Source organism: Paeniglutamicibacter sp. MACA_103, from assembly GCF_045798555.1.
Taxonomy (GTDB): Bacteria; Actinomycetota; Actinomycetes; order Actinomycetales; family Micrococcaceae; genus Paeniglutamicibacter.
The window spans coordinates 1-15,321 of record NZ_JBIXLN010000069.1; the positions used below are offsets into that span (position 1 = coordinate 1).

Here is a 15,321-nt window from a genome sequence, read left to right on the forward strand (position 1 = left end):
CGCCTACCTGCCTGCTTGCCTAGGAGAGGACTGCCTGCTTCTGCACGATCTGCGGCACGTGGCGCACCGCGCCCTTGTCCGCCGACTGCGCGAAGGCCGCGTAGGCCCGCAGCGCCGGAGAGACCACGCGTTCGCGGTCGCGGGGCTGGTAGCCGATGGTGGATTTCAGCACCGCGCGGCGCCGGGCCAGCTCGTCCTCGGTGACCTCCAGCGTGATGGAGCGGGCCGGGATGTCGATGGAGATGGTGTCGCCGTTTTCGACCAGCGCGATCGCTCCGCCGGCCGCGGCCTCGGGCGAGACATGCCCGATGGAGAGTCCCGAGGTGCCGCCGGAGAAGCGCCCGTCGGTGATCAACGCGCACTTCGCGCCCAGTCCCAGGCCCTTGAGGAACGAGGTGGGGTAGAGCATTTCCTGCATGCCCGGTCCCCCGCGCGGACCCTCGTAGCGGATCACCACGACGTCGCCTGCGACCACGGTCTTGCTCAGGATCGCGGTGACGGCGTCATCCTGGGATTCGAAGACCACCGCGGGGCCGGAGAACTTGAAGATCGACTCGTCCACGCCGGCGGTCTTCACCACGCACCCGTCCAGGGAGATGTTGCCGCGCAGCACGGCCAGGCCGCCCTCGACGGAGTGGGCGTGCTCCATCGAGTGGATGCAGCCGTTCTTCGCGTCCAGGTCCAAGGTGTCCCAGCGCTCGGACTGGGAGAAAGCCTCGGCGGAGCGCACGCAGCCCGGGGCTGCGTGGAAGAGCTCCAGGGCGGTCTCGGTGGCCTTGCCGCCCCGGATGTCCCAGTCATCCAACCAGGAGCGCAGGTCGGTGCTGTGCACGGAGCGGACGTTGTGGTTGAGCCGCCCGCCGCGGTCCAGCTCGCCCAGGATGGCGGGGATGCCGCCGGCGCGGTGGACGTCCTCAACCAGGTAGTCGCCGTTGGGGGCCACCTTGGTCAGGCAGGGGGTGCGGCGGGAGATCTCGTCGATGTCATCGAGCGTGAAGTCCAGTTCCGCTTCCTGCGCCGCGGCCAGCAGGTGCAGGATGGTGTTGGAGGAGCCGCCCATGGCGATGTCCATGGTCATGGCGTTCTCGAACGCCTCGCGGCCGGCGATGGCGCGCGGCAGCACGGACTCGTCGTCGTCGAAGTAGTAGGACTTCGTGATCTCCACGACCGCGCGTCCGGCGTCCTCGTAGAGGTCCTTGCGCGCGGTGTGCGTGGCCAGCGTGGTGCCGTTGCCCGGCAGCGACAGGCCCAGGGCCTCGGTGAGGCAGTTCATCGAGTTGGCCGTGAACATGCCGGAGCAGGAACCGCAGGTGGGGCAGGCGTTTTCCTCGATGTTCAGCAGTTCCTCGTCGGAGACCGAGTCGTTCACGGCGTCGGCGATGGCGGAGATCAGGTTCAGCCGCTTGCGCACGGTGCCGTCCACCAGCACCGCGGTGCCGCCCTCCATCGGCCCGCCGCTGACGAAGACGGTGGGGATGTTCAGGCGCATGGCGGCCATCATCATGCCCGGGGTGATCTTGTCGCAGTTGGAGATGCAGATCAGCGCGTCGGCGCAGTGCGCGTTGACCATGTACTCGACGGAGTCGGCGATCAGGTCGCGGGAGGGCAGCGAATAGAGCATGCCGCCGTGGCCCATGGCGATCCCGTCGTCCACGGCAATGGTGTTGAACTCGCGCGGGATTCCGCCGGCCTCGATGATCGCGTCGGAGACGATGCGGCCCACCGGCTGCAGGTGGGTGTGGCCGGGGACGAATTCGGTGAAGCTGTTGGCGACGGCGATGATCGGCTTTCCGAAGTCGGAGCCCTTGACTCCGGCGGCGCGGAGCAGGGCGCGGGCGCCGACCATGTTGCGGCCGTGGGTGACTGTTCGTGAACGTAATTCAGGCATTGGACCAGTCAACCAGCAATCCCGCCCCGGGCGGAAGACGGTGCTAATACTAGTAGTGGCAGTGATAGATTTAGGACCATGGGCGATGAACGCAGACGGGAATTGGGGCAGTTCCTGCGCGATAGGCGCGGCAACCTGGTCCGCGCGGAACTGGGGCTGCCGCCGATCGGGCGAAACCGCACCCTGGGGCTGCGCCGGGAGGAGATCGCGGCCTTCGCCGCGGTGAGCGTCACCTGGTACACCTGGCTCGAGCAGGGACGGGACATCAACGCCTCCCGCCAGGTGCTTGAATCCATTGCCCGCGTGCTCAGCCTGACCACGGCGGAGACGTCGTACCTGCTGGCCATGGGCGGCTACACCCCGGTGCCGGCGAGCGAGGTCACCCGCATCGAGCAGGCACCGGACCACCTGCAGCGCCTGCTCGACACCTTCGACTTCCCGGCGTTCGCCGTCGCCCCGGACTGGGGCATCGCGGGCTGGAACCGCGCCTACGAGGGGCTGTACGCGCGGATCGCGGACGTCGATCCGGCCGAACGGAACCTGCTGTGGCTGATCTTCACCGATCCGCACCTGCGCCAGATGCTGCCCGACTGGGAAGAGACCTCGCGGCACTTCGTGGCAGAGTTCCGCGCCGAGGCCGGCGCCCGGCTCGGCTCCGCCGCCCACACGACGCTGCTGCGGCGGCTGGGCGAGGCCAGTGCGCAGTTCGCCAAGCTCTGGGCGGACCGCGGCGTGGAGCGGTTCGCCTCCCGGCAGCGCATCTTCCTGCATCCGCTCGCCGGCGAACTGGTCTTTGAGCAGCACCGGCTAGTGCCCTCGGACGCCCCGGAGCTGCACCTGGTGATGTACGCGCCGGTGGCCGACACCCCGACCCGCGAGCGGATGCGCACGCTGATGGCCGGGATGCCGCCGGGCGCATAGCCTCCCGCTTCGTGGGGCGCAGCACCCCGGTCGCCACGGGCGTGCGTCACGGAACAATGGGCCGCACAGCGCAGCGTGGCTAAGCTGGGACCATGGCATGGCAGCGCACGCAAACCCATTTCCTCGCACTTCCGCCCGCGACCCTCTGGGAGGTGTTGCGCGATCCGGCCCGGGTGCCCGAGTGGCACCGGTCCATCGCGCGCCTGCGCCCGCACGATGTCCCCGCCCGTGCAGGGACCCTGCTGGACCTGCTGCCCGCCGGGAACATCATGGGCAGGATCCATGGGGCCACCGCTCCGCCCGCCGTGCTCACGCACCTCGAGGAGGGCACCTCCCTCACCTGGCGCCAGCCGCAGCCCGGCGGCCACCTCTTGCTCAGCTGGTCGCTGCGCGAGGTGGCGGGCGGCACCGAGCTCACCCAACGGGTGTCGGTCACCGGTTCCGCATCCGCGGTCTTCGCGCGCTTTGGCGGCAAGCCGATCGCCTCGAATTTCGCCGAACACTGCGCCCGGCTCTACGCCTTGGCCGGCGGGACGGCGACGCAGAAGTTGCGCATCGTGATTGCCGGGGGCCACGGGTTCTTGGGCGCCCGCGCCGCCGCAGACCTGTTCTGCCGCGGCCACGAGGTCGTCATCCTCACCCGCAACGTCCGCGCCGACAGCCCGTTCACCCAGGTCCGCTGGGACGGGAAGAACCAGGGTCCCTGGTCCACCAGCCTGTACCGCGCCGGGCGCGAGACGGCGGTGCTGAACCTGGCCGGGGAATTGGTCGACCTGCCGCCGACCGAGGCCAACATCGCCCGGCTGCGCGATTCGCGCGTCGATTCCACGCGCGCCCTGGTGGACGCCTCGAACGCGGCGCCCCTCCCGCTGGCGGCGTTCCTGCAATCGAGCACCACCGCGATCTTCTCCGACGCCGGGGAGCAGCGGATCACCGAGGATTCCCCGCTGCCTACCGGTGCCAAGGCGCTGCCCCAGATGACGGGCGTGGCCAGGCCCTGGGAAGAAGCCTCGGCCGGGGCCAACGCCCAACGGCTGAACATCCTGCGCACCTCCCTGGTCTTCGAGCAGGAAAGCCCCCTGGTTGACCGGCTGTCGCTGTTGGCCGGCGTCGGCCTGGGCGGCCCGGTGGCTGGCGGGGAGCAATGGGTCAGCTGGATCCACCTCGCCGACTGGCTGCGCATCGTCCGCGCCGCCCTGGGCCTGGAGGGGGAAGCGCCCATCCCCGGCGGCGTGATCCACCTGGCCGCACCGCACCCGGTGCGCAACCGGGAGATGATGGCGGCGCTGCGTGCGAAGCTGGCGCCCAAACCCCTGCAAAGGCTCTCCCTTCCGACCCCGCGTCCGGTGCTGGCCGCGGGCGCCGTGGTGCTGCACACCGACCCGGCGCTGGGCACCACCGGACGGCACGTGACCTCCAGGGTGCTGGCCGATGTGGGGTTCGAATTCGAGTTCCCCGACTTCGAGGCCGCGTTGGGGCGGATCCTTGGCTAGCGGGCGCGTGTTGCGCCACGCAGTGCTGGACTCCCCCGTCGGCGAGCTGCGGATCGTGGCCTCCGGGCACGGGATCGCCGGGATCTACATGGACAACCACGCCCACCCGCTGGATCCCGCGGTCCTGGGAGTGCGCCTGGGCTCGGTCGCCGACGACCCGCTCATCGCCCAGGCCGCCGCCGAGCTGGCCGAATACTTCGCCGGGACCAGGACGTCGTTCGGCGTGCCGCTGGACGCGCAGGGAACCCAATTCCAGCACAAGGTGTGGGAGCGGCTGGCACGGATCCCCTTTGGCGAATCGCGCAGCTACGGCCAGCTGGCCCTGGAGCTGGGCGACGAGAAGCTGACGCGTGCCGTGGGCACGGCCAACGGGCGCAACCCGATTGCGATCGTGGTCCCGTGCCACCGCGTCATCGGCGCAGACGGAGCATTGACCGGCTATGCCGGCGGGGTGCGCAACAAGGAGTTCCTGCTGCGCCACGAGGGGATCCTCCCCGAGCCCGAAGCAACCCTCTTCTGAAGGGCACCGGCCGGCAGGCTCAGGCGAGGATCAGCGTGTCGAGTGACTGGCGCAAGATCTCCTGGGCCTCGGCCTCCAGCCGGGGGCCGGTGATCAGCGCATCGACCTGGGAAAGCGGGACGATCTGGCACAACCCCGTCACTCCCCACTTGGTGTGGTCGGCCACGATGATCTGCCGTGCCGCGGCCTTGATGAAGGCTTGGTTGGTCTGCGCCTCGAGCATGTTGGGCGTGGTGAACCCGTCCTCGACGGTCATGCCGTGCACGCCTAGGAAGAGCAGGTCCACGTGCAGCTGGCCCAGCGCCGAAAGCGCCAGCGGTCCCACCAGGGCGTCGGAAATGGTTCGCGTCCCGCCGGTCAGGATGATGTTCTGGCTCGGGTTCGCCGCGGCGTAGAAGACCTCGGCGATCCGCGGCGAATTCGTCACGACCGTCAGGTCCTTGATGCCGGTGCATTGCCCGGCGAGCGCAAAGGTGGTGGTGCCCGAGTTCAGCGCAATGGACATGCCGGGCTTGATGAGCCCGGCAGCCGCGTGTGCAATGGCCTGTTTTTCCCCGGACTGGAGCGACAGCTTGTTCGTGAACCCCGGCTCGTTGCTGGTCGGGGCGGCATCCAGCATGGCCCCGCCGTGGACCTTGACCAGCGCACCACGGGCGGCCAAGGCGTTGAGGTCGCGGCGCACCGTCATCTCCGAGACGCCCAGCTCCGATGCCAGGGACGTGACGCGCACCTGTTCGCGTTCGCGCAGGGCATCGAGGATGCGCTGCTGCCGGGCACTGGCCAGCATCTCTGTCATGGCGCTCCGTTCGGTCGGGAATTTGGCTGTTTTCCATGGTATCGAGAAACGAACACGATTCGGGGGAATGTGTTCGAAGTTGCGCGAAACATGTCCCATTGCCCCACGGGGAATCCGCGAGACTCGCGGGTGGGTCGGTGGCTGACCAGCATCAATCGGAGAACACGGCACCCGCGGGTCTTCCACGACACGTCGCTTTCCGATAGAATATGATCGAATTTGTTTGAATTAGTTCCCTTCGTCCACTACCCAGGAGACTCCGTGGAACAGAAGCCAAGCCCGGCGAACCCCGTTCGCACCGAACTTTCCGACGGTCGCGAGCTCCTCTACTTCTTCGACGAGGGTCATGGACCCGCCGGATTCGTGGCGCCGCCGGACACGCGCGAACTTCCGGCTCGTCCGGCGACATCGCAGCTGCGCTACGACGCCCTGAGCGGGGAATGGATCTCCTTTGCATCGCACCGCCAAGCGCGCACGCATCTGCCCGCGGCCAGCGAGTGCCCGCTGTGTCCCACGCGCCCGGAAATGGCCAGCGAGATCCCCGCCGACACATACGACGTCGTGGTCTTTGAAAACCGTTTCCCTTCCTTCGGGCCCGAACAGCACGCCGTGGACACCCCGGTTGAACTCGGCGCCGCGCGCCCTTCCCACGGCCGCTGCGAGGTCATCTCCTTCGGCCCCGGGCACACCGACTCGCTGGCTTCCCTGGGGGTTCGCCGAATCCGCACCGTGATCGAGGCCTGGGCCCACCGGACCCGGGAGCTGGGACGGCTCGAGGGTGTCGAACAGGTCTTTCCCTTTGAAAACCGCGGTGCAGACATCGGGGTGACGCTGCACCATCCGCACGGACAGCTCTACGCCTACCCGTACGCGACCCCGCGCACCGAGAACCACCTGGCGCGGGCCGCCGCACACCGAACACGCACCGGGCGCAACCTCATGGCGGACATCCTGGACTTCGAGGTGGCCGACGGGCGGCGCATCCTCGAACGCGGCACCCACTTCACGACCTTTGTCCCGTATGCCTCCCGCATGCCCGTCGAGGTGCACCTGGTCCCGCACCGCCAGGTGGCCGACCTCGGCGAGCTCACGGGGGCCGAGCGCGACGAACTGGCTTCGATGTACCACCGGCTGCTCTCCACCGTGGATGCCCTCTACCCCACCCCCACGCCCTACATCGCAGGCTGGTTCCAGGCTCCGAATCACCACGAGCACCGGGCCGAGGCCTGGCTGCACCTGCAGCTGACCTCGCCGCGACGGGCCGAGAACAAGCTCAAGTACCTTGCCGGCTCCGAGGCCGCCATGGGAGCCTTCATCGGGGACGTCACCCCCGAGGACAGCGCCGAGTCCCTGCGCGGGGCCGCCGCGCGACTGCAATCCCACGCCCCCGCCCTGTGAAGGACCACGCAATGACCACTCTGGCCGACGCCTTCACCGCCCTGTACGGCAGCGCCCCCGAGGCGTGCTTTGCCGCGCCGGGACGGGTGAACCTCATAGGCGAGCACACCGACTACAACGAGGGGTATGTGCTGCCCTTTGCCATCGACAAGGTGGCGGGCATCGGGCTGAGGACCCGCCCCCGGGAGTCCGGGCGGCTGCTGCGCATAGCCTCGACGCTCGGCGGGCAGGTGGTAGAAGCGGAAGCAACCGGCCTCGTCCCCTCCATGGTGGCCCCCTGGGCCCGCTACGTTGCCGGGGTCTTCTGGGCGATGGAGCAGCGGGGCTTTGCGTTGCCCGGCGCGGACATCCTGCTGGATTCGACGGTGCCGGTCGGTGCCGGCCTCTCTTCCTCGGCCGCCATCGAATGCTCCGTGGCGCTGGGCCTGAACGAGCACCTGGGACTGGGACTTTCACGCGAAGAGCTGGTGCTGGTCTGCCAGCTGGCGGAGAACGAGTTCGTCGGGGCGCCCACCGGCATCTTGGACCAGTCCGCCTCGCTGCTGAGCACTACCGACCATGCCCTGTTCCTGGACTGCCGCACCCGGGAATCCCGCCAGGTCGAACTCCCGCTGGGGGCCAACGGCCTGCAGGTCCTGGTCATCGACACCAGGGTCAGCCATTCGCACGATTCGGGCGGCTACGGGGAACTGGTGCTCGCGTGCACGCGGGGCGCCAGGGAACTGGGTGTGACTGCTCTGCGCGACGTCGGGATCGAGCGCCTGGCCGAGGCCAGGGACACCCTGGCACCTGAGATCTACCGCCGCGTCAAGCACATCGTCACCGAGAACCAGCGGGTGCTGGACACCGTCGGACTGCTCGAACGCGAAGGACCCGCCGCCATCGGCGGGCTCCTGCTCGCCAGCCACGCCTCGATGCGCGACGACTTCGGAATCTCCTGCGCCGAATTGGACCTGGCGGTCGACACCGCGATGGCGACCGGGGCCCTGGGCGCACGCATGACCGGCGGGGGCTTCGGCGGATCGGTGATCGCGCTGCTCGAGGCCTCGAAAGCCGAGCACGTGGCCGCAGCGGTGCGGAGCGCCTTCGCCGAGGCCGGATACATCACCCCGGAGATCTTCCCCGTGGTTCCCGGGCCTGGAGCCCGGCGCCTGTAGTCAGCAAGGCAACGAGGAGGGCAGCATGACCGGGGTCCTTGCCACGGCCCCCGTGCCGTCGGTGCCGCGGTAGGCGCGGCACACGCCCAGCCCGCGGTTGGCCAGGTTGGCCTTGATCTGCCGCAGCGAATCCGGGGCGAAGCCCTGCCACTGCATGTGCATCAGCACGGTGTCCCCCGCCCTGGCGGCCGAGGCCCGGGCCACGGTGATGGACTTGGACTTTGTGCTCCAGTCCAGGGTGTCGCGTGACCACGTCCAGATCGCCATGCCCACCCGGTCATAGGCGCACCTGACGCTGGAATCGATGGCACCGTAGGGCGGGCGGCCGAAGTTGGTGTGCACCCCGGAACCGCCCAGCTGGGCGGCGGCCGCAGAACAGCTCAGATACCTGAGGTCCGGATGGCTTACCGAATGGTTGATGACCCATTGCCCCTTGGCCCGGGCCAGCGAAGCCAGGTCCACCCCGTAGCGCGCCCGGAAAGACGAGAGGCAATTGCCCGTCGGGGCCAGAACCATGCCGATGTTGTGGTCTGCGGCGTACTTGATGGCGGCGTTGAAGGAGCTGAGCGTGCGCGGGCAGTCGTCAAAGGTCAGCACGACCCGCGAGGTGCGGTTTGGCCCGGTGGACTGTGGTGCCCGGGGAGCCTGCGTCGAAGTCCCGGTGCTGGTGGTTACGTACGAATTGCTAACCCACCCGGTGAGCCCGGCGTAGCTGACTTTGTACCAGCCATTGGACGCGCGCGCCGACACCTTCACCGTGGTGCCGGCGGGGATGGTCAACAGGATCCGATACTCGGTACTTGGGCCCGTGCGCAGGTTGAGGTTTGCCGTGGTTCGCACCGTGGCAGGCAACGAGCTTGGCGCCGGTGCCGTCGAACCCACAATGCTCACGTAGCGGTTGCTGACCCACCCGGTGCGCCCGGCGTAGCTGACCTTGTACCAACCGGTGGATGCCTGCGCCGACACCACAACGGTGGTGCCCTGAGGAATGGTCAACAGGATCCGATACGCGGTGCTTGGGCCGGTCCGCAGGTTGAGGTTCGCCGTGGTCTTGACCTTGGCCGGCAACGCGGCAGCCACTTGCACGGAAGTCGAAGTTCCACCCTGGAGCTGAAGTGCTCCGGAGGCGAGCGCCGGTGTCGATGTAACAACAAGGGCCGCTGCGAAGAAAATTCCGCAGGCACCCCAAGCGAGATGGTTCTTTCCCCAATGCCCAAGCATCCTAATTCACCTTCTGATTGCTTCCCCAAGAAGACTCTTGCGGCAAGTATGGGGCCGCCGTCCTGTCCAAGCAATCGGTGTGCCATCTCGTGGCCGAATCGTGCACAAGAGGCCGCATTCACCCGAACGTTATAACGTCTTGGCCCTTGTTGCAGGCGCCGGGTTCCCAGCGAATTCACGGAAATCGCGCCTAGCGTTGACTTGAATGAGCTGCGGGTTTTGGCCCCTGGCTTACATTCGACGCAGGGATGAGGGATTCGCATGGATCGCGTCGCAATTGTCTACTATCAGCGCGATTCGCTGGCCAAGATGCGTGCCACCGAATTGGCCGAAAAGCTGCACACCTACGAATTGCGCAGCGAGATCCTCGAAGTCACCAGTTCATCGGCCCACGAGCTCATCTACTTCGACGGAGTGGTGCTGGTCGGTCCGTTGCATTTTTCGCGCATGCACGGATTGGCGCTGGTCAACGCGGTCTTCGGTTTCCGCCCCGTCGCGTTGCTGCTGACCGGAAGCGGCGACACGGACCGCATTCTTCGCCAGCTGCCGAGGCACATGCGCGGCGAGGTGCCGGTCTTTACCGTGGGGGAAGATGACCGCCCGCATACCGGAATCGATCCCTTGGTGACGTGGCTCCGGGCCATGATCGGCTATTCCGGGTACCGGGCAGTCGGCTGAGGCCGATAAACCGGGCAACGCAAAAGGCCCCAAACACAATGTTTGAGGCCTTTTGGATTTCGTGGAGGTAAGGGGATTCGAACCCCTGACCTTCTGCATGCCATGCAGACGCGCTACCAACTGCGCCATACCCCCGAAAGGTGTGGTTTCAGGCTTTCCCGAAGGGCTGCCGAACCGAGATAATAATCTACAGCACGATGGCCCCTGGCGCCAATCGATCACGGGCCAGTTGTGTTCTGCGCAGACGAAATCTCCTGAAGGGGTGGGTGCGATGCGCGGAAACATGGGGAATAAGCGCCCGAAACTCGCCTAAACATGACATCCATCACAGCGCGTGCGGGCGTGCCGGACACCGCGGATGCACCCATGATTCGGCAAGGAATGGCCGCTTCGCGATGACCGCCACGCCGTCACTTGCCGCCGGATCGAGGAAGAGTCCTGGCCGCCACACCCCAGGACCCACGCATGGATTTCTCCGAGTCGTTGCAGGTCAGGCCGCGTACCAAATACCGACGGATGGAAGGTTAGTAAGAAATACGCCAAAGTCTCGCTACTCTAGCAACATGGCAATACGTGGATCATACGCAAAGGGCATCGCTAAGCGCGCCGAGATTCTAGACGTCGCCCTGGAGGTGTTCGCCGTCGAGGGGTACCGGGGAACTTCGCTACGCAAGGTCGCAAGCCTGTGCGACCTGTCCTTGGCCGGGGTCATGCACTATTTCGATTCCAAGGAAGACATGCTCGTCCAAATCCTGCGCGAGCGCGACGCCCGCAATGAAATCAGCGGCACGATTGAGGAGCAGGAAGGACGCTTCGCAGACATCCTCGGGCAGGGCCACAAGGAACCGGGCCTGATTGCCCTGTACGTAACCATGGCGGCTGCTGCCGCAGATCCCGGTCATCCCGCCGCGGAGTACTTTAAGGAACGAAACGCCCGGCTGCTGAAGCTGTCCGAAGATTCCTATTATGCCGACCGGCCCAAGCCGTCGGCCGAAGAGCTCGAGTACTTCCATGCGATGACCCGGATGGTCTTGGCCACGGGCGATGGGTTGCAGCAACAATGGCTGGTGGATCGTAGCGTCGATGTCGTTGGCACCATGAAGCTGCTGATGCAGCAGACCCATGAAGCGATGGACCGGCAGCTGACGTCCATTCGGGCCACGGCCGGCGACGCCTAGCGCGTGGCCGCAGCGGCGCAGCTACCTGCTTGCCGCCGCAAGGCGCTTGGAACGCCATCCCGTGGCCAGAGCCAGCAACAGGCCGACCAAGGCGAGTCCGGCACCCAGGAACGAGGGTGCCCGATAGCCCAATCCAGCGGTAATGACGGCCGCACCCAGCGCGGCTCCCAGCGCGTTTGCCACGTTCAGTGCCGAGTGGTTCAGCGAGGCGGCCAGCGATTGGGCGTGCGGCGCAGAGTCCATGAGCAGGGCCTGGAGCGCGGGTACCAGAAGTGATCCGGTGCCGCCGAGAATGAAGACCAGGATCAGTGCGGGAACCGCATGGGTGGAAACCAGTCCGAACAAGGTCATGAAGACGACCATGGCACTGGTGGCGACATAGATGGCACCGAGGACCGACCAGTCGGCCAGGCGTCCGCCGATCACCGAACCGACGACCATGCCGATGCCGTAGAGTCCCAACACCAGCGGCACGGCGGTGATCGGAAGCCCCGTGACGTCGGTGAGGATCGGGCTGATGTAGGAGTACACGGCAAAGAACCCGCCAAAGCCGACGATGCCGGTCAGCATGGCCATCCAGACCTGTCCGCTGCGCAGGGCCGAGAGCTCCCGGCGGATGCTCGCTCCTTCGTGTGCCGGGGAAAACGGCACGAAGACGCGGATGGCAATCCAGGTCAGCGCGCCGACCAGCCCGACCACTGCGAACATCCAGCGCCAGCCAAGGTTCTGGCCCAGGAAGGTCACCAGCGGAACCCCGATGACATTGGCGACCGCGAGTCCCAGCATCACCCATGCGATGGCGCGACCGCGCATTGATGCCGGCACCAAAGTGCCGGCCAGGATGGCGGCAATGCCGAAGTAGGCGCCATGCGGAAGACCGGCGAGGAACCGGGAAACGAGCATCCATTCGTAGTTCGCGGCAAAGAGCGAACTGAGGTTGGCGAGGGTGAAGAGTGCCATGAGCCACAGGACCATGGACTTGCGGGCGACACGCGCACCCAATGCAGTCAGGATCGGGGCGCCGACAACCACGCCCAGTGCGTAGGCGGAGATCAGCAAGCCCATTCGGGCATTGCTGACGCCCAGGTCCGCGGCACCTTCCTGGAGCAGGCCCATGATGGAGAATTCCGTGGTGCCTATCCCGAACCCGCCCATGGCAAGCGCCACGACCGCCAGGAACAGTGCCCGTCCGGATAGTAGGGTGCTTTGGGTCGGCCTGCTGTTGCCCAGGGCAGTTGCGTCGGAATTCACGGGTACCTTTTCAATGGTTCAGCTGTGGGTCGGCGGCAGGTCACAGTACAAATGGCCTCGTCGCCGCCACCTCAAGCCTACGTGGCCACCGGCGGGGAGAGGGAAGATCGTGAGCACGCCCACGGCAACGGCCGACCCAGCGATTCCTCCCTCGGTTGTTCCGGCGAAAGGGTCCGCCGGAATGCCGCTTGCTGTTTTCCCCGTGCTTGTCGCTAAAGCGCCATCAGGTCGTTGCCGGTGTCCTGCAAGGTGGGGGCTGGAACGTGCTTGCCGATCATGCTGCGCAGGTGGTCGTTGACGTCCCAGATGTTCACGTTCATGGCTGCGGTGATCATGCCTTGGCGCAGCCAGAAGATGATGAACTCCCCCACCGCCATGTCTCCGCGCACCACCACTTCGTCATCGGCGGCCCGGTCACCCACGTATTCCATGCCCAGATCAAATTGGTCGGTAAAGAAGTACGGCAACCAGTCGTAGGATTCGTCGCGTCCCAGGATGGTCGCCGCGGCAAGCTTGCCCTGGCGGATGGCATTGTCCCAGTGTTCGACCCGCATGGCCCGACCCAGGGTGGTGTTGTAGGCCTCGGCGATGTCGCCGATGGCCAAGACGTTCGGGGTGCTGCTGCGCAGGCGCTCATCGACGACGACTCCGGTGCCGACGTCGATTCCGGCGGCAACGGCCAGTTCGTTGTTGGGCACGGCCCCGATCGCCAGCAAAACGAAGTCTGCGGGGATGTCATCTGTCGCCGTCCGCACGACCAGCCCCTTCTGGGGGTCGGAGGCAATCCCGCTGACAGCGGTCCCGAAGCGGAACTGGACTCCGTTGGCCAGGTGCAACTGCGCTACGTGGGAACCGAATTCAGAGCCCATGGCAGTCGCGAGCGGGACCTTGTCGGGGGTTATGACGGTGACTTCCACTCCGGCCGCGCGCGCCGAGGCGGCGACCTCCATGCCAATCCAGCCGGCGCCGATGATGACCAGGTTCTTGCCGGAAACCAGTTGCTCCTTGATTTTTGTCGAGTCTTCCAGCGACCGGAGCGTGTATACGCCGGGCAGGTCCCACCCGTCCATGTTGGCGTCGCGGCCGCCCAGCCTCGAACGGCAACCGGTGGCGATCACGAGGCTTTCATAACCCACCGTGGCCGAGCCTCCCAGATTGACCTGCTTGGCGGCGGTATCGATGGATTCGGCGGTTGTGCCCAGGCGCAGGTCGACATCTGCATCGGCATACCAGCCGGCGAGGAACGGTTCGAGTTCCTGCGCGGGTTTCTTGCCTTGGAGGAACTCCTTGGACAGCGGAGGCCGCTCGTAGGGAACTTCCTTCTCGGAGGCGATGAGTGTAATCGGTTTGGCGTAGCCGCCCTCGCGCAGAGCGTGGACACAATGGGCCGCGGCAAGTCCGCCACCAATCACCACGGTCCCCAGTTCATCGTGCGCTGAGGCTTCCTTCATGGCCGCTTCACTCATGGTGTTCGTCTCCCGTCAGAATGGTGCCACCCAACAAACCGGCCAGGTCCGGGAAGTCGTTGTAGCAGTTAGTATTCCTAGTTTTAGAATCTCACCTTGCACCGCAAGAGTCGAGAGGTCGGCAGCTGCCCACCGGTACTCCCCGATTCCCTGCCCGAACCTTCCGGGGTCGGAACATGAAATCCATGGCGGAATCACAGCTCCGATCCATACGACATTCAGGCCAGTGTGCGACGCTGGGTAGCGATGTCTGTATATACCGCCCAGTCTCACGCTGCGAAAACCACGCCGCGCCGGCGATCGCGCGCCCACCGTTTCCAGCGTTTTCTGGTGCTTGTTGGCTCCTTGGCCGCAGCACTCCTGATGGCCTTCCATTCCAGGGTTCCCGATGCCCTGGGCATTGGCTTGCTCCTGGACAATGCTGCTCCCTGGATGGTTCTGGCAGTTCCGGCCTTGCTTCTGCTGGCTTTGGCATCGCGTAGCCGAACCTCCCTGGTGGTGCTGCTGATCCCTACGCTGACATGGCTTTTCATCTTTGGCTCGGCCATGGTTCCGTTGTCATGGTCGGCACCTCCATCCGGAGCCCACACGCTGGTGCTCAGTAGCCAGAACATCAAGGCGGGCACCGGGACGGCCGCGCAATCGGCCCTTGAGCTGGCAGCTGGCGGAAGCGACGTCATTGCCTTGCAGGAACTCGACGCCGGCAGCGCCCAGCGCGTTACCGCGGCGCTGGAGGAGCGTTATCCCCATCATTTCGTGGTGGGCACGGTGGGGGTATGGAGCAAGTATCCACTCACGAATTCCCAGCCGCTCGAGCTCGGACTTGGCTGGGAGCGCGCCCTGTCAACGCAGGTGGACACGGACTCAGGAAATGTCCGGCTCTATGTCATCCATGCCGCCTCGGCCCGTCCGAACGACCACGTCGATCGCGACGAAATGCTGGCACAGCTGGCAGCGGCGGTGCGGGCCGATCCTCATGAAAACATGGCTGCCGTGGGCGACTTCAATGCAACCAGCACCGATCGCGCCTTCAAGGAAATCTCCACGATCCTTGAAGAACCCAACCAGGACGACGGCCTCCTTGGCTTCACCTGGCCGCGGTCGCCCTTTGCCATGATGCGCCTTGACCATGTCTTGGTGCGCGGTCTGGAAGTCACCTCCAACACCAATGTCGAAGCCGGGTCCAGCGACCATTTCGCCGTTCGGGCCGAGTTGAACCTACCCGGGGAATAGGCGGGCCGCGGACCGCCCGCGACTGATATGTAAGAAGGTTTGTCAAGTGACAGAGGTGGGCGGCTCCCGGAACATTGGCTTCCGGGAGCCGCCTTTCCCATGCCCCGGCGGTGGCGTCGGG

At 66.2% G+C, this 15,321-nt stretch carries 13 protein-coding genes and 1 tRNA gene; 8 read left to right on the forward strand and 6 right to left on the reverse strand.

The window, feature by feature from the left end; genetic code table 11:
* Positions 1-19: 19 nt before the first annotated feature.
* Entirely contained in the window at positions 20-1,888 is a 1,869-nt protein-coding gene (gene ilvD, locus ACIPVK_RS20470; protein WP_407613830.1) for a dihydroxy-acid dehydratase, read from the reverse strand.
* 78 nt (positions 1,889-1,966) lie between these two features.
* Between ilvD and ACIPVK_RS20475 the strand changes: the two genes are divergently transcribed.
* From ACIPVK_RS20475 to ACIPVK_RS20485, 3 genes are all read left to right on the forward strand, one after another.
* On the forward strand, positions 1,967-2,809 hold the full coding sequence (locus tag ACIPVK_RS20475) for a helix-turn-helix transcriptional regulator (RefSeq protein WP_407613831.1): 843 nt from the start codon (positions 1,967-1,969) through the stop codon (positions 2,807-2,809).
* A gap of 92 nt (positions 2,810-2,901) precedes the next feature.
* Positions 2,902-4,302 (forward strand): SRPBCC family protein, encoded by a 1,401-nt coding sequence (locus ACIPVK_RS20480; protein WP_407613832.1) that lies wholly within the window; start codon positions 2,902-2,904, stop codon positions 4,300-4,302.
* A gap of 7 nt (positions 4,303-4,309) precedes the next feature.
* Positions 4,310-4,822: a methylated-DNA--[protein]-cysteine S-methyltransferase gene (locus ACIPVK_RS20485; RefSeq protein ID WP_407613833.1), complete on the forward strand. Its 513-nt coding sequence runs from the start codon at positions 4,310-4,312 to the stop codon at positions 4,820-4,822.
* 19 nt (positions 4,823-4,841) lie between these two features.
* Here ACIPVK_RS20485 and ACIPVK_RS20490 read toward each other — a convergent pair whose 3' ends face one another.
* Positions 4,842-5,618: a DeoR/GlpR family DNA-binding transcription regulator gene (locus ACIPVK_RS20490; RefSeq protein ID WP_407613834.1), complete on the reverse strand. Its 777-nt coding sequence runs from the start codon at positions 5,616-5,618 to the stop codon at positions 4,842-4,844.
* 261 nt (positions 5,619-5,879) lie between these two features.
* Here ACIPVK_RS20490 and galT point away from each other — a divergent pair, with 261 nt between their 5' ends.
* Together galT and galK are read left to right on the forward strand one after the other, a co-directional pair.
* The gene (gene galT, locus ACIPVK_RS20495; protein ID WP_407613835.1) at positions 5,880-7,016 is read left to right on the forward strand and encodes a galactose-1-phosphate uridylyltransferase; all 1,137 of its coding nucleotides are present in this window, start codon (positions 5,880-5,882) and stop codon (positions 7,014-7,016) included.
* Between the two features lie 11 nt (positions 7,017-7,027).
* Positions 7,028-8,173, forward strand: coding sequence for a galactokinase (gene galK / locus ACIPVK_RS20500; protein ID WP_407613836.1), 1,146 nt, complete (start codon positions 7,028-7,030; stop codon positions 8,171-8,173).
* Here the strand turns inward: galK and ACIPVK_RS20505 are convergent, their stop codons facing one another.
* Positions 8,174-9,259, reverse strand: coding sequence for an SH3 domain-containing protein (locus tag ACIPVK_RS20505; RefSeq protein ID WP_407613837.1), 1,086 nt, complete (start codon positions 9,257-9,259; stop codon positions 8,174-8,176).
* Between the two features lie 396 nt (positions 9,260-9,655).
* Here ACIPVK_RS20505 and ACIPVK_RS20510 point away from each other — a divergent pair, with 396 nt between their 5' ends.
* Complete coding sequence (locus ACIPVK_RS20510; RefSeq protein ID WP_407613838.1) at positions 9,656-10,072, forward strand: hypothetical protein; 417 nt, start codon at positions 9,656-9,658, stop codon at positions 10,070-10,072.
* A gap of 62 nt (positions 10,073-10,134) precedes the next feature.
* Here the strand turns inward: ACIPVK_RS20510 and ACIPVK_RS20515 are convergent.
* Positions 10,135-10,207 (reverse strand) — tRNA-Ala (locus ACIPVK_RS20515).
* Between the two features lie 428 nt (positions 10,208-10,635).
* Between ACIPVK_RS20515 and ACIPVK_RS20520 the strand changes: the two genes are divergently transcribed.
* A complete protein-coding gene (locus ACIPVK_RS20520) occupies positions 10,636-11,250 on the forward strand; it encodes a TetR/AcrR family transcriptional regulator (RefSeq protein WP_407613839.1) in 615 nt (204 codons plus the stop codon).
* A 21-nt stretch (positions 11,251-11,271) separates the two neighbouring features.
* Here ACIPVK_RS20520 and ACIPVK_RS20525 read toward each other — a convergent pair whose 3' ends face one another.
* The gene (locus ACIPVK_RS20525; RefSeq protein ID WP_407613840.1) at positions 11,272-12,501 is read right to left on the reverse strand and encodes an MFS transporter; all 1,230 of its coding nucleotides are present in this window, start codon (positions 12,499-12,501) and stop codon (positions 11,272-11,274) included.
* Between the two features lie 212 nt (positions 12,502-12,713).
* The gene (locus ACIPVK_RS20530) at positions 12,714-13,967 is read right to left on the reverse strand and encodes an NAD(P)/FAD-dependent oxidoreductase (RefSeq protein ID WP_407613841.1); all 1,254 of its coding nucleotides are present in this window, start codon (positions 13,965-13,967) and stop codon (positions 12,714-12,716) included.
* Positions 13,968-14,312: 345 nt separating this feature from the next.
* Between ACIPVK_RS20530 and ACIPVK_RS20535 the strand changes: the two genes are divergently transcribed.
* Complete coding sequence (locus ACIPVK_RS20535) at positions 14,313-15,200, forward strand: endonuclease/exonuclease/phosphatase family protein (RefSeq protein ID WP_407613842.1); 888 nt, start codon at positions 14,313-14,315, stop codon at positions 15,198-15,200.
* Positions 15,201-15,321: the final 121 nt, after the last annotated feature.